Origin of the sequence: Sphingomonas echinoides ATCC 14820, from assembly GCF_000241465.1 — a bacterium.
In the GTDB taxonomy this organism is placed as follows: Bacteria; Pseudomonadota; Alphaproteobacteria; order Sphingomonadales; family Sphingomonadaceae; genus Sphingomonas; species Sphingomonas echinoides.
The window spans coordinates 219,781-237,454 of sequence record NZ_JH584236.1 but is presented as its reverse complement, the minus strand read 5'-3'; the positions used below and the strand labels follow the sequence as shown (position 1 = coordinate 237,454).

General features: G+C 64.3%; 18 protein-coding genes. 10 read left to right on the top strand and 8 right to left on the bottom strand.

Going from position 1 to position 17,674, the window contains the following annotated elements; translation table 11 throughout:
* Genes traF through ON00_RS19540 form a run of 3 tightly spaced genes read left to right on the top strand, consistent with a single transcriptional unit; the run spans position 1 to position 5,633 of the window.
* Entirely contained in the window at positions 1 to 909 is a 909-nt protein-coding gene (traF, locus tag ON00_RS19550) for a conjugal transfer protein TraF (RefSeq protein WP_010409241.1), read from the top strand.
* A complete protein-coding gene (locus ON00_RS19545; RefSeq protein WP_007406347.1) occupies positions 909 to 2,351 on the top strand; it encodes a conjugal transfer protein TraH in 1,443 nt (480 codons plus the stop codon). Before traF ends, ON00_RS19545 begins: the two co-directional genes overlap by 1 nt.
* A gap of 24 nt (positions 2,352 to 2,375) precedes the next feature.
* Positions 2,376 to 5,633 (top strand): conjugal transfer protein TraG N-terminal domain-containing protein, encoded by a 3,258-nt coding sequence (locus ON00_RS19540; protein WP_010409239.1) that lies wholly within the window; start codon positions 2,376 to 2,378, stop codon positions 5,631 to 5,633.
* Here the strand turns inward: ON00_RS19540 and ON00_RS19535 are convergent.
* On the bottom strand, positions 5,614 to 5,868 hold the full coding sequence (locus ON00_RS19535; protein WP_029623254.1) for a hypothetical protein: 255 nt from the start codon (positions 5,866 to 5,868) through the stop codon (positions 5,614 to 5,616). The two genes, ON00_RS19540 and ON00_RS19535, sit on opposite strands and share 20 nt — an antisense overlap.
* A 116-nt stretch (positions 5,869 to 5,984) precedes the next feature.
* Between ON00_RS19535 and ON00_RS19530 the strand changes: the two genes are divergently transcribed.
* The 4 genes from ON00_RS19530 to ON00_RS19515 all read left to right on the top strand — a co-directional run bounded on the left by ON00_RS19530 (position 5,985) and on the right by ON00_RS19515 (position 7,728).
* Positions 5,985 to 6,341: a hypothetical protein gene (locus tag ON00_RS19530; protein WP_010409236.1), complete on the top strand. Its 357-nt coding sequence runs from the start codon at positions 5,985 to 5,987 to the stop codon at positions 6,339 to 6,341.
* A gap of 26 nt (positions 6,342 to 6,367) precedes the next feature.
* Complete coding sequence (locus tag ON00_RS19525; RefSeq protein WP_269747821.1) at positions 6,368 to 7,033, top strand: SOS response-associated peptidase; 666 nt, start codon at positions 6,368 to 6,370, stop codon at positions 7,031 to 7,033.
* A gap of 44 nt (positions 7,034 to 7,077) precedes the next feature.
* Complete coding sequence (locus ON00_RS19520) at positions 7,078 to 7,359, top strand: HU family DNA-binding protein (protein WP_010409234.1); 282 nt, start codon at positions 7,078 to 7,080, stop codon at positions 7,357 to 7,359.
* 174 nt (positions 7,360 to 7,533) lie between these two features.
* Positions 7,534 to 7,728, top strand: coding sequence for a hypothetical protein (locus tag ON00_RS19515; RefSeq protein ID WP_010409232.1), 195 nt, complete (start codon positions 7,534 to 7,536; stop codon positions 7,726 to 7,728).
* Between the two features lie 516 nt (positions 7,729 to 8,244).
* Here the strand turns inward: ON00_RS19515 and ON00_RS19510 are convergent.
* The 4 genes from ON00_RS19510 to ON00_RS19495 form a co-directional block, all read right to left on the bottom strand.
* Positions 8,245 to 8,625 carry a response regulator gene (locus ON00_RS19510; protein WP_010409231.1) on the bottom strand — a complete coding sequence of 127 codons (381 nt, stop codon included), beginning with the start codon at positions 8,623 to 8,625 and terminating at the stop codon, positions 8,245 to 8,247.
* A gap of 2 nt (positions 8,626 to 8,627) precedes the next feature.
* Positions 8,628 to 10,403: a sensor histidine kinase gene (locus ON00_RS20010; protein ID WP_010409230.1), complete on the bottom strand. Its 1,776-nt coding sequence runs from the start codon at positions 10,401 to 10,403 to the stop codon at positions 8,628 to 8,630.
* Between the two features lie 159 nt (positions 10,404 to 10,562).
* On the bottom strand, positions 10,563 to 11,993 hold the full coding sequence (locus ON00_RS19500) for an ISNCY family transposase (RefSeq protein ID WP_010409227.1): 1,431 nt from the start codon (positions 11,991 to 11,993) through the stop codon (positions 10,563 to 10,565).
* Positions 11,994 to 12,223: 230 nt separating this feature from the next.
* Complete coding sequence (locus ON00_RS19495; RefSeq protein WP_007406364.1) at positions 12,224 to 12,673, bottom strand: hypothetical protein; 450 nt, start codon at positions 12,671 to 12,673, stop codon at positions 12,224 to 12,226.
* A gap of 116 nt (positions 12,674 to 12,789) precedes the next feature.
* Here ON00_RS19495 and ON00_RS19490 point away from each other — a divergent pair, with 116 nt between their 5' ends.
* Positions 12,790 to 13,203, top strand: a complete 414-nt coding sequence (locus tag ON00_RS19490) for a LexA family protein (RefSeq protein ID WP_007406310.1) — start codon at positions 12,790 to 12,792, stop codon at positions 13,201 to 13,203.
* 5 nt (positions 13,204 to 13,208) lie between these two features.
* Entirely contained in the window at positions 13,209 to 14,468 is a 1,260-nt protein-coding gene (locus ON00_RS19485; RefSeq protein ID WP_007406368.1) for a Y-family DNA polymerase, read from the top strand.
* 2 nt (positions 14,469 to 14,470) lie between these two features.
* Here ON00_RS19485 and ON00_RS19480 read toward each other — a convergent pair whose 3' ends face one another.
* Together ON00_RS19480 and ON00_RS19475 are read right to left on the bottom strand one after the other, a co-directional pair.
* On the bottom strand, positions 14,471 to 14,779 hold the full coding sequence (locus ON00_RS19480; RefSeq protein WP_010409222.1) for a hypothetical protein: 309 nt from the start codon (positions 14,777 to 14,779) through the stop codon (positions 14,471 to 14,473).
* Between the two features lie 259 nt (positions 14,780 to 15,038).
* Positions 15,039 to 15,299: a hypothetical protein gene (locus ON00_RS19475; protein WP_010409219.1), complete on the bottom strand. Its 261-nt coding sequence runs from the start codon at positions 15,297 to 15,299 to the stop codon at positions 15,039 to 15,041.
* Between the two features lie 443 nt (positions 15,300 to 15,742).
* Between ON00_RS19475 and ON00_RS20005 the strand changes: the two genes are divergently transcribed.
* Positions 15,743 to 17,188: a sensor histidine kinase gene (locus ON00_RS20005; protein ID WP_010409217.1), complete on the top strand. Its 1,446-nt coding sequence runs from the start codon at positions 15,743 to 15,745 to the stop codon at positions 17,186 to 17,188.
* Positions 17,189 to 17,195: 7 nt separating this feature from the next.
* Here ON00_RS20005 and ON00_RS21435 read toward each other — a convergent pair.
* Positions 17,196 to 17,674: hypothetical protein (locus tag ON00_RS21435; RefSeq protein ID WP_425358376.1), on the bottom strand; the 479-nt coding region annotated here is incomplete at its 5' end.

The following is a 17,674-nucleotide window of genomic DNA, read 5'->3' as shown; positions in this document are numbered from 1 at the left end:
ATGCGCAAGGCCCTGACCCTCGCTCTCATCCTCTCGGTCGCGTCGCCCGTGCTGACGCCGGCGACGGCGCAGGACCTGACGCCGCTGCCGGATTCGGTGTCCTCCACCCGCGATGCCGGTGACGACGGCCGCGATGGCGGTCAGGACAGCTATGGCAGCGCGGACGATCTGGGATCGGCCGACCGCGTCGCGGCGCAGACCGGGGACGACTTCTACTGCCGCGAGCGGCGGCTCGGCACCTGGTTCTATTGCGACAAGCCGAAGGCCAAGCCCGCCGAGCAGCGATCGGCGCAGCCCGCGCGGTCCTCGGCCGAGCAGCTTGCGGCGATCTCGAAGCAGCTGGAGGAACTGAAGGCGCGGGCGATCCTCGAGCCGACGCCCGAGAACATCAGCCATTATATCGCTTTCCAGCGCGAGCAGCTTGATCGTGCCTCCTCTTTCGCGGACATGTGGCAGCGTACGATCTGGCAGAACCCGGACCTCGACTACACGCTCCAGCGCCCGGTCAACCAGCTGGGCAAGCGGACCTGGCTCGATAGCCGTAATGCGGATCGAGAGCGCGTGCTGTCGCAGATCTCGAAGCGGTACGGCGTGTTCTATTTCTACTCGTCGGCCTGTGCTGCGTGCGAAACCTTCGGGCCGATCATGCGCAGTGTGTCGGATCGCTTCGGCCTGACCGTCATGGCAATCTCGCTCGATGGCGGGCCGACCCGCGCCTTCCCGAACTATACGGTCGACACCGGCCAGTACAAGGCGATGGGCATGCGCGGCCAGCAGGTGCCCGCGCTTGTGCTGTTCGACACTGTCACCAAGCAGCCCATGCCGATCGGCTACGGCGTGATGGCGGCCGACGAAGTGATGAACCGCATCTTCACACTGACCAGCGTCAAGCCCGGGAGTGACTTCTGATGGTCCGCTCGATCGTCCGCTTCTGCGCCGCGGTTCTCGCGCAGGCCAGCATGATCCTCGCGATTGGAGGTCTCGTCGCTACGCCGGCGATGGCCGACGTCCAGGGCGAGATGAACAGCTATTTCAACAAGTCGGGCGCGGCCGCGAACGTGACCGGCCCGACCGCTTTCCAGGGTCAGTCGGCGGGCTATTATTCGGGTGGTTCGCTGTGGAGCCGCTTTCCGCAGAAGTCGATCAACCCGGTCAGCGTCGCGCTTCCCAGCGCGCGTGGCGGCTGTGGCGGCATCGACCTGTTCGCGGGGTCGTTCTCGTTCATCAACGCCGATGAGATCGTGGCGATGCTGAAGGCGACCGCCAACAACGCGATCGGCTTCGCGTTCCAGCTCGCGATCGACAGCATCTCCGCGCAGATCGGCGGGGTGATGAAGGACATGAGCCAGCGCGTGCAGCAGCTGAACGCGTTCAACATGTCCTCTTGCGAGGCGGCGCAGCAGGCGATCGGCTCGCTGTGGCCGGCGATGGACGGGGCGTCCTCGACGATCTGTCAGCAGGTCGGCGGGGCGAAGGGCTTCTTCTCCGACGCGGCCGCGGCGCGTCACGGCTGCACCAACAAGGGCGAGCGGGAGTCGACGATCGCCAAGGCCGGTGACGATGCCGAGCTGGTCCAGTCGAAGAACTACACCTGGTATGCGCTGAACGCCAAGAGCGCGACCAAGCCGTCCCGCGAATATGCCGAGTTCCTCATGACGATGGTCGGTACGATCATCTACGATGCGACCAAGGCCAAGGACAGCATGGGCGCGTTCCAGTTCATCGCGCCGGCCAGCTGGGACACCTATCAGGCGCTGCTCGACGGCACCGCCTCGGCGCCGACTGACGTGTGGCAGTGCGACACCACTGACGACAAGGGGTGTCTGAAGCCCACGCCTACCAAGCTGAGCATCTCGACCAACGAGGCGCTGCGTACGCGCGTCCTCAAGGCGATGGACAGCATGTCGGGCAAGATCCGGTCAAATGCCGCGCTGTCGGGCGATGAGATCGCCCTGCTCGGAATGACCTCGATCCCGCTCTACAAGATCCTTGTCGTCAACGAGGCGGCGCACATGGGCCTGTCGGGCGGCGATCGCGCGACGCTCGCCGAGATGGTCGCGATCGACATGCTGATGTCGATGCTCGACCGGATGCTGGACACGATCTCGCAGGCGCAGGCGGGCGCGAAGTTCGTCTCGACCGACGAATTCAAGGCGTGGCGCGCCCAGGTCGACAGCGTGAAGACCGAGCTGTCGCGGCGCAGCGAGAAGATGGCCGGGCAGATCTCCAATACCTACCGGGTGATCCAATACACCCAGTTCATGGAATCCACCCTCAAGAACACGATGAGCCCGCAGCTGTCGGCATCGCTCCGGTTCGGACGCGGGCTCAGCGCTCAGGGCTTGCGGTAACGCGGCGGCAAGGGAGCGACGGCGATGCTCGAAGTCTTCACGATCGGCGGGGGCGAATATATCGTCAACGTCTTCAACGCGGTCGCGGCATGGACCGGGGGCGGGGGCTATCGCTCGATGCTCCAGGTTGTGATGGTGATGGGCTTCATCTACTCGCTGTTCGTCGTCGCCTTCTCGCTCGACTGGCGGGCGTGGTTCAACTGGTTCCTGCAGTCGACGCTCATCTACATGATGCTGATGGTCCCGACCGTCACGGTGAAGGTGACCGACCGGATCAACCCCGCGCTCGCGCCGGCGGTGGTGGACAATGTGCCGCTGGGTCTGGGAGTGATGGCCTCCTTCACCAGCCAGGTCGGCGACTGGATGACGCGCTCGGCCGAGACCGTGTTCGTCATGCCCAACGCGCTCGCGCTGACCAACAACGGCATGATCTACGGTGCGCGGCTGATGGACAAGGCGCGCACGTTCCAGATCACCGACAGCGTCTTCCGCGCGAACCTCGACGAGCATCTCAAGCAATGCACCTTCTATGACGTGCTGCTCGGCTTCAAGGCGATGGACGATCTCACCAAGACCGGCAATCTGTGGGAATCGATCGGGCCGGGGTCGCCGGCGCGCAGCCAGCGGTGGATCACCTCGACAGGCCCCGGCACCACCGAAAATTCGATCATCCCGTGCAACGAAGCCTATTCGCGGATGGATGGTCAGTGGCAGACGGCGTACGACAAGGATCTGATCCCGTTCGCCAGGAACGCCTATCCCGGCATCGCCGACACGATCGCGGCCCAGCGCATCCGCGATGACCTGCCGGTGGTCGCCGCCCAGATGCACGGCACCTCGACCGATGCCTATTCGTACCTCAAGCAGATTTCGATGATCGACGCGTTCCTGGCCGCGCGCGAGAGCTTCTCCGACGCCGGGTGGGACGCCTATGCGTCGCAGCGCGCGGACGCTCAGGCCAAGAACACCTACACCTCGATCGCGACGCAGGCGATGACCTGGGTGCCGCTCCTCGGCATCGTCCTGACGGTCGTGTTCTACGCAATGTTCCCGGTGCTCTTCCCGCTGTTCCTGTTTCCCAGGACCGGCCTGCAGACGCTCAAGGGATATGCGACCGGGTTCTTCTATCTCGCCTCCTGGGGGCCGCTCTACGTCATCCTGCACATGTTCGTGATGAGCAGGGCGGCGAGCCTTTATCACGCGGCGGCGCCGATCGGGCCGACGCTGCTGGTCTCGGACGGCATGGCGAGCGTCAATGAATCGATCTCGACTCTCGCCGGCTTCCTGATGATGAGCGTGCCGTTCATCGCGGGCGGAATGGCGCGCGGCGCGATGGCGATCGCGGGGCATGCGACCTCGATGCTGCAGCCGGCGCACAGCGCGGCCGAGCAGGCGGCGACCGAGCGCACCACCGGCAACTATTCGTATGGCAACACCTCGTTCCAGAACCTCACGTCGGGCATGACCCAGGCTAACAAGTTCGACGATCAGCCCAAGTTCAATTCGGGCTATTCGGTCGGCACGTTCACCAACGCCGACGGTGGCGTGACGTACGGCTTCGCGGACGGGACCAACGCGTTCGATACCCGCCAGGGCATCTCGAACCTCGCATTCACGCCGACGCGGACCGCCGGGTTCGACAGCAGCATGAGCCGGGCGCTCTCGGACGGGCAGACGCACACCCAGTCGCTCCGCAGCGCGGCATCGCAATCCTGGAACGCTACGGCGACGACGGCGACGGATCTGTTGACGGCCGCTGAGCATCGGCGTGGTAGTTCGACCGAGACGGGGTCGGGGTTCAATAACAGCATCACCAGAATGACGGAGGCATCTCGGAGCCTTTCCACCGGACTGAGCAATCGCTTTGGTCTTAGTGAGTCCGATGCACAGCAAGTCGCCCGTGCTTCGCAGACCACAGGCGACGCGAACGCCGGCATAGAAGTTCTTAAGAAGTTGTGGGGCGTCACCGGAAGGGCTGGCCTCAGCGGTAAAATCGCATCGATCGCGACCGAAAATACGAACAGGACGCTGTCGGCCGATAACGCCTACGGGGAATTACAAGACTACATTACAAAGGAAACTAACTCGACGCAGGCCCGGGCAGCACGCGACGAATTCATGCGTGAATCTAGCACGAGCGGAGATAGCGAGGTTCGGTCGCTGTCGCAGAAGCTGGGCGTCAGCGTCGGGGAATCGCGGTCGGCGTCGTTGGAAGCAACTCGAGCCGAAGAGACGTTCCAGCGGGTCAGCAACGATGTCAGGGAGGCCTCGGCGCGGGGCTGGTCGCTCAATCGGAACGAGAGCCAGGAGTTTGTCGTGTATGCCCAGGAGCGGCTTCTCGGCGACGACACGCTGTCGCAGTTCGGGTGGACGCCAGGCATGGTCATGCCGCGCACGCCGCAACAGGAACAGGTGCGCGATATCCTGCTTGGCGAATTCATGGAGCGCCGCGTCGCATCGGTCCGCGACGAACTGGGTGTAAGCGTGCCTGAGCGTCTGTCGGGGCAGTTGCATGGCCCCGCATCGGCGACCCCGGGTGCGGTAAACCAATGGGGCAACCAGCGCGCAGCCGGTGTCAGGGCACAAGGACCGGACGTGTCGATCCGCGAAAGTTCGCGCGATCTCGACTTGGCCGGCAATGTCGCAGACGCGATCCCGAATGCGTCAGCGCGCATCACCCGTGGTGCATTCGAGGTCGGCAACGGTGTCGACGAGGCGAGAGGGACGGCGGGTCAGCTAGGTGACCATGTCCAAGAGCGCAATGATGCGTGGATCACGACGACACTTCCCGGTGTTGAGGGCGCGCGCAACTGGGTCCGTGACAATCTCGGGATCGGAGCTGGCACCAGCCATGTTTACGAAGTCCCGCGCGGTGAACGTGCGATGCTGCCGATTTCGGGGCGGCTGAGTTCGGGAATGGGTGGTCGGATCGACCCGGTCACTGGCGAGCCCGGACGGCATCACCGAGGGGTGGATATTGCCGCGCCAGCAGGGACGGAGATCCGCGCACCTGCATCGGGCCAGGTCATCCGAAACGACTTCCAGGCCAACGGGGCCGGCAATTATGTGGTCCTGCAGCACGGCGACGGGTCGCAGAGCAAATACTTCCACATGCAGGATCGGTCTGGCTTCCAGGTCGGCAGCACGGTCGAAGCTGGGGCGGTGATCGGGCGTGTTGGCAGCACCGGGAAATCGACCGGTTCGCACCTTCATTATGAATTATGGAAGGATGGCGCTCCGGTCGATCCGAGGCGGTTCCAGCTTAGGAATGGCCGGGAGTGAAGATGAAGGCGAAAGCCATTACTATTGCAATAAACACAAAGAAAAGCTTTGCATGTGAGTTGTCGCTCACTTCGGGTGGCTCAAATTCATCGTGTCTAGTGGCTTCAGCCAATGCCTCCCGGCCTACATGCGTCATTTGATCGTACATGTTGCTAGGATTGATATATCCGTTTGAAGACGAGCCACCGATTGGGAACCGATCCCAGTCCATCTGGCCAGGTTCGTGGTTCAACATGGCCGCTCCTTCCTCAATCCGTGGCTGACCGTGCTGGTCAGAATTAGGCTTGCAAAGCCTAGCATATCGGATTGAGTTTGGCGAGGATTTTCACCCGTACTGACGGAGTGGGCACGGTGGAGCAGGACGGCGAAAACCCGCGCACGATCGAACGCTACGAGGCGCTGCTGCGCGAGCATCTGCTGTTCTACGATGCGCTGCGTCTGCGCGAGCGCCGGCCGAGGAGCGCGGCGCAGCGCCAGTTCCAGGACGTGGCGTGGGGGAAGGCCGCGCCGGTCACCGATCACGAGTGCGCCTATGTCTGGCACCTGAAGGCGCGCGGGATCGCGCCGTTCAACACGCCGGCGCCGGCACCGCATATCGACGACGTGATGGCCGGATTCGACGTCGGCGCGCGGCCGGTGAGTGGCGACGTCGGCACGAAATGGGATAATGCCTGGCGCGAGTATCGTGGTGGCCGGGAGTTCTTCTAACCTGGGCACGATGAAGGAGCCGATCGATCTGCAACCGATATCGCCTGAGCGCCAAACAGGCCGCGGTGATGCGGGCGGTCGGATTCGAGCCGCCTTATCCCGAGGACGAGACCTACCCGGTGCCGCGCGAGATCTTCCCGACGGGCAAGAAGACAGCGCGCTACGGACTGGTCGTCAGGCGGGCAGGGGAGGGTAACCGTCCGCTCGAACCGGTCGCGATGGAATGGGGCTTCCCGACCAAGGTAGCGAGCAAGCGCGACCCGGCGGTCAAGCTGGACAAGTTCGTCACCAATGCGCGGAATCTCGCATCGTCGATGTGGAAGCCGTCGATCGCGAATCCCGATCGGCGCTGCCTGGTCCCGTTCACGCACTTCGCCGAGCCGCATCCCGACGGCGGGACGGGCGACGATGGCAAACCCCGCCAGATGTGGTTTTCGCTGCCCGACCAGCCCATCGCCTTCTTCGCCGGTCTGTGGCGGCCGACCGAGCGCGGCGATGCCTATGCCTTCTGCACCACCTCTCCCAACGCCACCGTCGATCCCTGGCATCCCAAGGCAATGCCGGCGATCCTTCACCCTCGCGATTTCACGGCATGGCTCGACGGCAGCTATGAAGACGCCCTGAAGCTCGTCCGCCCCTATGAGGGCGAGATGAGCGCGCAGGAGGCAACTCCCGATGGCGGCGCGACGTGAACCGGGCTAAGGCCGGTCCAATCATTCACCACCGGGACGTGTTCATGACGACGACATCCGATCTGGCCGAACAGCTCTCCAATACCCATGGCCTCGCAAAGGCGGACGCCAGGAAGGTCATCGATGCGATCCTTGCGAACATCACCGCGGCTGTCGCGACCGGCGAGGAAGTCAGCCTCAACGGGTTCGGCAAGTTCAAGCTGAAGGACACCCCAGAGCGCCAGGGGCGCAACCCGTCGACGGGCGAGGCGATCACGATCGCGGCGTCACGCAAGCTGACGTTCGCGCCGGCGAAGGCGGTCCGCGATCGGATGAACGGCAAGTGATAAACGGGCCAGGGTTTTAGAACGCTGGCCTAAACTGAGGGGACTTCATGGCCGATACCGCAGCCGACTACCGCGCGAGGGCAGCGGCCGACCTTGCCGAGGCCCAGCAGCTCGTTCTGCCCCATGCTAGGGACCGTATGCTGCATTCGGCCGATCGCTGGTCGAAGATGGCTGATGCGGCCGATCGCCGTGTCCGGTAACGAAAGCACGACGGTCGCGCTCGACGTGGCTAACTGGTCAGCGGTCCAGGCAATGGTCGAGCGTCTCGACGACAGGGCTGTGATAGCGATCTACGAGCTGGCCGAAGGCGCTGGTCCGGTCGCGGACCTCGCGGCCGCACAGATGGAAAAACGCAACCTCGACTATTGAGCCAAGTTAAGAGTTCGGCCGCTGGTTAAGCCGCTGTTGCCAAGCCGGCACAAGCCACGTTCCTGTTGTTCCTGTCAGTTAGAGAAGACACGTTCTTCGCCAAGTAGACATGACACCGTCTGGTAGCAGCGGGGGCAGCGTGGAGCCATCCAAACAGCGCAGCGCTGCCCCCGCTGATGCGATGAACTTGCGGCTCCTGCCCCCGGACCCGCTGCGCCAGCAGCGGGCTCGGTCACGCCAGTTTTCGAGCGCTCGAGCTTTCCCGAAACTCCGTCTCCGACGCCGCATTTCGGGAAAAGGCAATCGGGAACATATTTCGGGAAAATCAGCCCCGGACCCGCAAGGCGTAGCCGGTTTGCGACCCAGGATCTCGATCGCCGTTCGTTTGAGGGAAAGGAGATGACCACCAAGCGGGGGCGTGGTAGCCCTCAGCTATGCCAGCACCGAAGCGCGACGCGCTTCGCACTCTATGCGTGGGAACCGCTGAGCCTCCGCCAAAGCAGGCGCGGGACCGGCCTATCTTGGTTGAGCGGCTTCCAACTGGCGCAGCAGCCGGTGAGCATCGAACGGCTTGGGGAGGAAGGTGGTCTGAGGCGGTAGCTCGCTGTCCGGGATATGGAGATTGCCCGACACCACGAACAACACCGTCGGCGGAAACCGCTCGCGGACGTAGTGGGCGAGCTTCACGCCATCCATCGAGCCCGGCATCTGCACGTCGGTCAGGACGGCGCGGACCTCCTTGTGGTGGTCGAGGATGCGGATCGCGTCGTCGGCGTTCTCGGCCTCGAACACCCGCCACCCGGCGGCCTCGAAGAAGTCCACCAGATCGAAGCGGATCAGGGCTTCGTCCTCCACGATCAGGATCGTCTTGGTGCCGATCGGCGTACTCTGGCCCACGCTTACTTCCCGGTCACGATTGCGGCGTCTCCGAGCCGCGCTTCCAACTGAAAAACCAAACCTTCCGGCCGGTAGTCGGTTGCGGCCTGCCCCCGGAAATATGATCGAAGCGACCGCTCGATGAGGGTGGACCCGAAACCCTTCCGTTTCGGTAACGATACTTCTGGCCCTCCCCGCTCCTCCCAGCGCAACGCGAAGCGGGCGTCGGCATCATCGCCTTCGACGGTCCAGGTCAACGCGACCGTCCCGTTGTCGTTGGACAGCGCGCCATATTTGCTCGCGTTCGTCGCCAGTTCGTGAAGCGCGAGCGCGAAGGCCATCGTCACCTCCGGTTTGAGCGTCACCGAGGGTCCGTTGATCAGGATGCGCCGGCCGATCAGGCCATGGGGCGCGAGCGCGCGCTTCGTCAGTTCGCAAAGATCGGCTGACCGCCATGACTTGCCCGTCAGCACGTCCGTTGCCGCGCCGAGCGCCGCGAGGCGGGCGGACAGGTCATGGCTGGCCGTCTCGGTATCCGGCGCGTTGCGGAGCGTCTGCTGGGCGACGGACTGGATGACGGCCAGGACGTTCTTGAGGCGATGTGCCAGCTCGCCGTTCATGAGCTGCATGTCGTTCTCGACGCGCTTCCGCTCCCGGAAGTCTCGCGTCACCGTGCCGTAGCCAATCAGCGCGCCGTCCGCGTCGGTGATGGGGAACACCGAGTAGAGCGCGGGGATCGGCTCGCCCGTGCCGAAATGGCGGAAGTCGATCTCGCCCGCCCAATGACCATCGCGCGCGACGGCCGGCAGCACCTCGTTCGCGACCTTCGCAGCCTCCTCCGGCATCAGGAAGTCCGCGATGGACAGCGAGCCGGCATCCGCCCCCCCCTCCAGGCCCACCATCCGCCGGGCGGCGTCGTTGATGTAGAAGACGGTCCCGTCCGTCCGCACCATCCCCACGAAGTCGTTGCTGTTCTCCACCAAGCGCACGAAACGGTCGCGCTCCTCCTCGCTGGCGCGAAGGTCGCTGATATCGCGCGAGACGGACAGGATGCGTGCGGGCCGACCGTCCGCGCCGGGGATCGGGCTGACCGCGACATGCCACCATTTGACCGTGCCCCGCATGGTCGCGGCTTGACCGATGAAGCTGCGGCTTTGCCCGGCCTTGGCGGCGGCAATGGCCGCTCGCGCTTCGTCATTGCCCTTGTCCCGCCAGAAGTCGGGCCAGGGGCACCCGGCGATGGCGTTGAAGTCGCTCACCTCCATCACCTTCTGCCCGCCTTCCGACATGAAGGTGAGACGGGCATCGAGATCGAGAATCTTGATGCAGTCGGTGGAGCTGGAAAGCACGCCCGAGAGGAAGGCTTCGCGTTCGGCGAACCGAGCCAACGCATCATCCTTCTCCACGGTGAGCCGGCGCGCGCGCGCGAACGCGGCGCGCAGTTCGGCTGCGAAGACGGCGATCCCGGCCGCTACCAGCACGAACAGGATGCTGCCGATCCATTGGGCGTCCGTCAGCCACAGGGGCTCGCGCGCGTTCCCGATCGATAGGCCGGCGACGACCCCGGCAAGGACGCCGGCATAGACCCCCGATCCCCTACCCAGCACGAGGCCGATCGCCAGCACGACCGGGATGAACAGCAGCCAGGGGACGATCGAGCTGATGACAAGCGCACGGAATAGTCCGACGACGACGATCAGGACCGTCGCGGCGGCGTAGCGGGCTGGGGTGGAGATCGGATGGCGGAACGACCACGACAGCAGGCGATCGACAAAGGGCAAGGTCTTGGTGTTCGGCATGTCCAAAGCTCAAATAGGGACATGAGCGCCCCCGCCCGCCCCCACACGCTGATAGCATGGTGCGAGCTGAGGGCGAGAGGTCCCGCAAGCCGGTAGGGTGTGGGGCTGCTTTTCCCGATCAACGATCGTTTTCGAGACGCTGGCGGGCACGCCATCCGGTCATCCCGTCTGCCGGCGGACATATTCGCCCAAGCCGCGGGCAACGAGCTCATCATCGGAAAGGCGAGGGCCTCGCTTCAGGCGCTGATTGCCCAGTTTGCGGCGATCCAACTTTGGCCCAGGGGGGACGGGCGAGGGGGCCTTGAACATCCCGCCGGGCTGAGCGGTACGGGCGGGCTCGTTGTTGTTGCGCTTCGCGTGGTGCGGCTGCACCTGCTGGATGGCGTGGGCGAGCGCCAAGGCAGCGTCGAGATGCTTGTTGTCGACCACCGGCGCCTGGTTCACCCGGCGCATCTTGTCGAAGACCCGATAGGGGAGCACCTCGCGCTCATGCTGGATCTCGAGCCGGCCATCAGGATACTCGCACACATCCACCTTCTTGCGGGCGAGACCCTGTGTGACCGGGGTCGGCTCCAGGATGAACATCGCCTTATTGTAGTGGAGGGTGAGGGCACCGGTGACGGTGCGCTGCTCGCGCCAGACCATCTCGGCTTCGAGGTTCTCGTGGATGGCCAGCGGTCGGTGTAGATCGCGCGGGTCGAAGGGCGCCTTGGCGAACCGTTGGTTGTGCTGCGCCATGTAGGAGGGGAGGAAGGCGTTGGCTTGGTCGATGGTGTCGATGCGGTGAAGCCGCATCGCCTTGACGAGTCGATCCTGCAACGTGGCATTGGCGCGCTCCACGCGGCCCTTCGCCTGCGGCGAGTTCGCGCAGATCAGGTCGATATTCAGCCGTTCCAGCGCGCGTCCAAGATGGGTCATGCCGTCGCCGTTCGCCGAGGCCGTGTTGTTGCGGAACGCGCTGTGCTTGTCCGTATAGAAGGCGACCGGCTTACCGTGCCGTTCGAGGTACGTCCGCGTCGCGCGCATGTAGGAGAAGGTGCTTTCGCTCTCGACCATCTCGAGGTGCATCAGTTCGCTCGTGGCGTCGTCGATGAATACCAGGAGCGTGCATTGCGGGCCGCGGTCCTCGAACCACCAATGCTTCGAGCCGTCGACCTGGACCAGCTCGCCGCGACACTCGCGCCGATAGCGGGGTTGGTACGGGCGAGGGCGCCTGGCGGCGCGGTCTTTCCAAAGGCCGGCTTCCATCATGATCTGCCGCAGCGTCTCGCACGACAGGCCGAGGCCGTGGCGTTCGGCGAGATATTCGCGCGCGAGCGTCGGCCCGAAGTCGGCATAGTTTTCTCGCACCAGCGCGACCACCTTGGCGCGAAAGGCATCGCTGTAGCGCCGATTGCTTGGCCGCCCGCGCTTGCGCGACACGAGGCCCGCAGCGCCTTCCTGTCGAAGGCGATCGAGCAGCCGGTAGATTTGCCGCCGCTGGAGGCCCAGCAGCTCCATCGCGTCCGGGATCCGGATTTCGCCACGGTCCAGCCGCATCAGCGTGTCGAACCGGGTAATCTCTGCAGCACTCATCGTCAGCACCGTCATACCATGCGCGTCCTCGTTGCCGAGGAAGGCTATGACACCAGCGACCCGCTGACAGCACCGGCAGTGCCATCTCTATCTAGCAGGATGGTGTCATTTGTATCTGGCACTTACACCTGTTTTGTTCGATAATATATCTTATGTTAAATCAATGGCTTAGCAGATTTCCGGCATCGTTCTTGCAGAGACTGACGTGGCTTTTTCGCAGCTAAGGCTTGCCAGTCAGTCGCGAGTTAGCCGCGCCGTCGTTCTCGCGCGCGAGCGTGTCGCGGATCTTCGTAAAGATCCTGCAGCGCGCGCAGCCGAAACGCATTCCACCAGCGTTGCCAGCGATGCTCCTCGGCATCGTGGAGCATGTGACATCGCTGGCATAGCGCGGCGAGATTGCGCGGCGCGCTATTGCCAGGATCATGATCCAGATGCGCGCAGGCCAGCACGACATAGGTGATCCGCACGACGTCGAGCGCGAAGAGGTCGCCGACCTTCACCCGTCGCCCCTCTCCCGATCGCCAGCATCGCGCTTCGCTATCCCACCAGCGCCCATCGCCCAGATGCGCGACGTGCCGAAGATGCGGTCGCCGGCAGCGTTCGCAGCGCCCTCCTGCCCGCACGAACCGGATCTGGTCCGACAGCAGCGGCCAGTCGATCGGGTACAGCCAGCGGTTTTCGGGGCGGATCGGCATCCATGACTCTATGAGTCATGCGAAATGAGAACAAAAGGAAAATCTCGTTCCCTTCATGTTCTTATCCAGCATATCATGCGCGCATGTCCGCGTGTGTGATTCCCCTGTCCCAACCGATGCCGATCGCCGATCTGCCGCCAGCGTTTCGCCTGAGGGTGGTGAGCGCGGCCGGCGCTGGCTTCCCCTCGCCTGCCCAGGACTGGGAGGAAACCGCGATCGATCTCGTGGCGCTGCTGCGCCTCGACCGCGCCGCCAGCTTCGTGTTCCGGGTCAGCGGACAGTCCATGATCGACGCTGGAATCTATGATGACGACGTGGTGGTGGTCGATCGCGACGCCACGCCGGTTAGCGGCCGCATCGTCATCGCCGTGGTCGACGGGGGCTTCGTGATCCGCCAGTTGGTCTGGCGCGACGGCAAGCCGGTCCTCGAGGCCCGCAACGCGCGGATGCGCTACGACGCGGTGATCGCGGATGAGAGTGTCGAAGTGTGGGGCGTCGTCCGCGCCTCCGTGCGCAACCTGCAGGGCTGACCGCCATGTGGGCGATCGCTGACGTCTCCAACTTCTATTGCTCGTCGGAGAGGGTATTCGACCCGTCGCTGCGCGATAAACCGCTCATCGTGCTGAGTAACGGGGACGGCTGCGCCATCGCGCGCTCCGAGGAGGCCAAGGCGCTGCACATCAAGATGGGTGCGCCGATGTTCAAGATTCGTGATATCGTCCGCGAGCATGGCATCCAATACCGCAGCAGTTCCTACGAATTGTATGCCGACATGAATCGTCGCTTCAATCAGGTCCTCGCCGAGCACAGTTGCACGGTCGAGGTGTACTCGATCGACGAATCGTTCTTTCGCCTGCCGGTGCTCCCGAACGGCCTGGGCGACGTGGCGGCCGCGCACCGCGTGATCGCGGCCGTCAAGCGTGCGACGGGCCTGCCGATCCGCATCGGGCTTGGCCCGACCCGGACGCTGAGCAAGGTTGCCAACGCCCTCGCTAAGGCGTCGGAGAAGGTCTGGAAGGGCGTGGTCGACCTGCACGACATCGAGCTGCGGCGGCGCCTGTTCGCGCAATGGCCGGTCGAGGAGGTCTGGGGCATCGCGCGAGCGATGACCGAGCGGCTGCGACCGCTCGGCGTCAGGACGACGGCCGATCTTGCCGCCCTCCCCCCGGAGGTCGCGCGCGACGTGGGGACGGTGGTGCTGGAGCGGCTCGTGCGCGAGCTGAACGGCGTCGAATGCACCGATTTCGAGCCGGAGCCGCCCCCGTCCAAGGCGACCGCGGTGACCCGCTGCTTCGGTGAGCCGGTGCGCGAGGTCGCGGCGCTGCGCGAGGCGATGGTGCGCCGCGCGGTCCGCGCGGCCGAGAAGATCCGCGCGCAGGATCTCGCTGCCACCCGCCTGATCGCCTTTGCCCACGGAAGCCGGTTCAAGCCCAACGCGCCGTCCGCCTCGCGCATAGCGCGGCTGTCGCCGGCGACCAATGATCCGCGCGTGATCGGCGGTATGGCGGGCCGCATGGCGGATGTCATGTACGAAACTGGCGGCGTCTACACCAAGTGCGGCGTCATGCTCGAGGGGCTGGAGCCGATGACCGCGCACCAGGCCGACCTGTTCGCGGTGCCCGATCCGCGATCCCCTGCCCTGCTCGCCGCGATCGACGGGCTCAACGGGCGGTTCGGCCGCAACACGATGCGGCTTGCCTCCGAGGGCTTTGGCCAGAAGAGCTACGACACCAAGCGTGCTTTCAAGAGCCCGTCCTGGACCACGCGGATCGATCAGGTGCCGATCGCGCGGTGAGATCAATAGCGATAGCCTGCCTGCCGGCAGGCCGCTGCCAGCTTCATCACTCGCCCATCCTTCGCGCCGTACTGGCGCAACCGTGCGGAATAGCTGTCGCAATAGCTTTTCGCGCGAGCGGACAGTGGCACCCCGTTCGGACCTCGCGCGGTCGCCGCCCCGCCCCGTTCGGCATAGCCACGAGCAGTCGCTGACTGAACCTGGGTGCGCGCTTGCGCGCCCAGATCGACTGCGCCGGGCATGTCCTGCGCGCCGGCAGGGGTCGCGATCGCGAATATCCCGACCGTGAACACAGCAACCAGGCTACGCATTCGATGTTCTCCCTCGAATTTCCGTCAGGCCATCAACGATTTGGCGGCAGCATCGTGCCGGTCGCGGGAGCGATTATGGATACATGTAGGCGCTTGCAATCGTAGCGGCGTGTGCTCGCAAACGGAGCGATTTTCTGCTCGGATTATCTGACAATGGGCGGAGCAGTCTGCTCACGCTAATTGCCAATGTGCTCGCCATCATCCGGCGCTGCTCGCAGTCATGGTCGCCTGCTCACATTATCTGCCAGCGGGAGTGGCGTCAGCGTGGCACCCGGATGGAGCCGTCCGCGATCCCTTCGGCGATATTTGAGAGCATGACGGCGTAGCGGTGCAGGCCGGGGAAGCGACCGGCGTTTCTCTCGATCTCTTCGCCGTATCCGGCATCGAGCAGCGCCTTGAAGTCCGGCATCACGTCGAACATGCCGCCGAGCAGATCGACATCGGAAGCACCGATCAGCAGCAGGGCATTCGCATGGGCGTCGAGGCGTTTCATCGTCTCCAGCATTTCGGTTTTGGTCATCGCACCCTTTCCGCTTGCGTGGTGTCATCGCCTATTATGCGCTGGCCCTGTTCGCGAAAACCTTCCTTTCTGACGACCTCGCGGGCGCCCCATGACGACAACGCATTTCTGCGGCCCGCCGCTTGTCAGAACTGTTCTGGAAACCTGCTTCGCAAAAGCGCTTGCCGGCTACGGGTTTGGAGAGCCCATTGGCACGGAGCGTGAGCACAACGCCCCGTTTGCAAGCAGCGCCGGATGATGGCGAGCACACTGGCAGATAATTCGAGCAGGACGCTCCCCGCCAGTGGCAGAAAGCGTGAGCAGGAAATCAGGCTGTTTGCGAGCACACGCCGCTATGATTGCAAGCGCCTACAGCTACCGGCATCGCATCCCTCGGCACTATCGAGCATCCCACCTGGGTTCCGCGGCAGCAATGGGTGGCAGCATCCCTGTTCCTCGTCGTCATGCTCGGCATCGTCATGCTGACCGCTGAGTTGCGCGAGTCCCTGCGTCGCGCACGGCGGCTGAACGAGGAGCTTATCGAAAGCGAGCGGCAGGCGGTCGAGCGGCAGGCCTTCCTGTCCGGCGTGCTGGCCAGCTCGACGGATTGCATCAAGGTCCTCGACCTCGACGGCAAGCTGACCTTCATGAGCGAAGGCGGACAGCATGTCATGGAGATCAGCGACTTCAACGAGGTCGTCGGCTGTCCATGGCCGGACTTCTGGCAGGAGGCCGGCAACGCCGAAGCCAAGGCCGCGATCGAGGCAGCCAGGCGGGGTGAGGCGCGCAGCTTCATTGGCAAGGCGGACACCTATCGCGGCACGCCGAAATGGTGGCACGTCGCGGTCAGCCCGATTGCCGGACCGGACGGGCGCCCCGACCGCATCCTGTCAGTCTCCCGTGACATCACCAACCTGCGCGCAAGCGAGGAAGAGCGCGATCGCTTCGTCCGACTGGCGGAAAACAGCACCGACTTCATCGGCATGGCCCGGACGGACGGCAGCGTTTTCTATGTGAACGATGCGGCGAGACGCCTCGTCGGTCTGGAGGGCGGCGACATCACGCGACTGACCATCGCCGACTTCTTCCCACCCGAACAGGTCGAGACGGTCATGCACGAGGTGCTGCCGGCGGTGGATCGCGACGGCCACTGGGTCGGCGAGCTGGATTTTCGGCATTTCCGCACCGGCGAGTTGATCCCGGTCCTCTATTCCGTATTTCCAGTCACCGACGCGACGGGAACGCTGATCGGCTACGGCACCGTGACCCGCGACTTTCGCGAACGGCGCCGTGCCGAAGAAGATATGCGCCTGATGAATGGCGAATTGGCACATCGGCTCAAGAATGTGCTGGCGGTCGTCCAGTCGGTCGCGGCGCAGACGTTGCGCGGCATTCCCGGGGCGGAAGCGGCGAGCCAGAACCTGTCGGCGCGGCTCGTCGCGCTGGGTGCCGCAACCGACGTGCTGACCGGCCGTTCGTGGCGCTCGGCCGATCTGTGCGAGTTGGCGACGCGGGCCTTGTCGCCGCACGGCCGCATCGGCGAGCGCATCCTGTTGTCCGGTCCGTCGGTGACGTTGAAGCCCGAGCTGACGGTCGCCTTCGCCCTTGCACTGCATGAGCTGGCGACCAATGCCGCCAAATATGGCGCTCTATCGAACGAAACCGGTCATGTGACGCTCGCCTGGTCGATTGACGGAGACGGCAACGACGCGCCATTCGCAATCTGCTGGCGCGAGGAGGGGGGACCGCCTGTCACGCCGCCTCAGCGCAAGGGCTTCGGCTCGGTCCTGATCGAGCGCTCTTTGCGGAGCTATTTCAGCGGCAAGGCTGCAACCGACTATCGGCCGGAAGGTTTGGTGTTCGAACTTGAAGCGCGGCTTGGAGACGCCGCTATCGTGACCGGGAATTAAGCGTGGGTCAGAGTACGCCGATCGGCAGCAAGACGATCCTGATCGTTGAGGACGAAGCTTTGGTCAGGTTCGACCTGGTCGACTTCTTTAGCCATGCCGACTGGCGGTTTTCGACGCGGAAAATGCGGACGAAGCCATCGCCATCCTCGACGCGCACAAGGAGATTCGGGTGGTTCTGACTGATGTGCAGATGCCGGGATCGATGGATGGTGTGAAGCTTGCGCACTATGTCCGCGAACGCTTTCCCCCGACCGTGCTGTTCGTCGTATCCGGTAACGCCCCCATTCCGGAGCACAAATTGCCTGCCCGGGCGACCTTCCTGCCCAAGCCCTTCGATCCGCATCGGCTGCTGCGCCAGATCGAAAGCATGGCGCAGGCATAAATTCCCGACAGCAATATTATGACGTGGCCCGGTTTCCCATTTGAGAACGGCCAGCGGGACGGCGCGGGCTTTCTCGAAAACGATCCCAATCGAGACGGTCGCCG

Coding starts and splice junctions, on each gene's coding strand:
- ON00_RS19515 (WP_010409232.1), top strand. CDS start 7,534: ATGCGGCCGATCGCCGTGTCCGGTAACGAAAGCACGACGGTCGCGCTC.
- ON00_RS19540 (WP_010409239.1), top strand. CDS start 2,376: ATGCTCGAAGTCTTCACGATCGGCGGGGGCGAATATATCGTCAACGTC.
- traF (WP_010409241.1), top strand. CDS start 1: ATGCGCAAGGCCCTGACCCTCGCTCTCATCCTCTCGGTCGCGTCGCCC.
- ON00_RS19500 (WP_010409227.1), bottom strand. CDS start 11,993: ATGACGGTGCTGACGATGAGTGCTGCAGAGATTACCCGGTTCGACACG.
- ON00_RS19535 (WP_029623254.1), bottom strand. CDS start 5,868: ATGTTGAACCACGAACCTGGCCAGATGGACTGGGATCGGTTCCCAATC.
- ON00_RS19490 (WP_007406310.1), top strand. CDS start 12,790: ATGCCGATCGCCGATCTGCCGCCAGCGTTTCGCCTGAGGGTGGTGAGC.
- ON00_RS20010 (WP_010409230.1), bottom strand. CDS start 10,403: ATGCCGAACACCAAGACCTTGCCCTTTGTCGATCGCCTGCTGTCGTGG.
- ON00_RS19485 (WP_007406368.1), top strand. CDS start 13,209: ATGTGGGCGATCGCTGACGTCTCCAACTTCTATTGCTCGTCGGAGAGG.
- ON00_RS19520 (WP_010409234.1), top strand. CDS start 7,078: ATGACGACGACATCCGATCTGGCCGAACAGCTCTCCAATACCCATGGC.
- ON00_RS19495 (WP_007406364.1), bottom strand. CDS start 12,673: ATGCCGATCCGCCCCGAAAACCGCTGGCTGTACCCGATCGACTGGCCG.
- ON00_RS20005 (WP_010409217.1), top strand. CDS start 15,743: ATGCTCGGCATCGTCATGCTGACCGCTGAGTTGCGCGAGTCCCTGCGT.
- ON00_RS19475 (WP_010409219.1), bottom strand. CDS start 15,299: ATGACCAAAACCGAAATGCTGGAGACGATGAAACGCCTCGACGCCCAT.
- ON00_RS19480 (WP_010409222.1), bottom strand. CDS start 14,779: ATGCGTAGCCTGGTTGCTGTGTTCACGGTCGGGATATTCGCGATCGCG.
- ON00_RS19545 (WP_007406347.1), top strand. CDS start 909: ATGGTCCGCTCGATCGTCCGCTTCTGCGCCGCGGTTCTCGCGCAGGCC.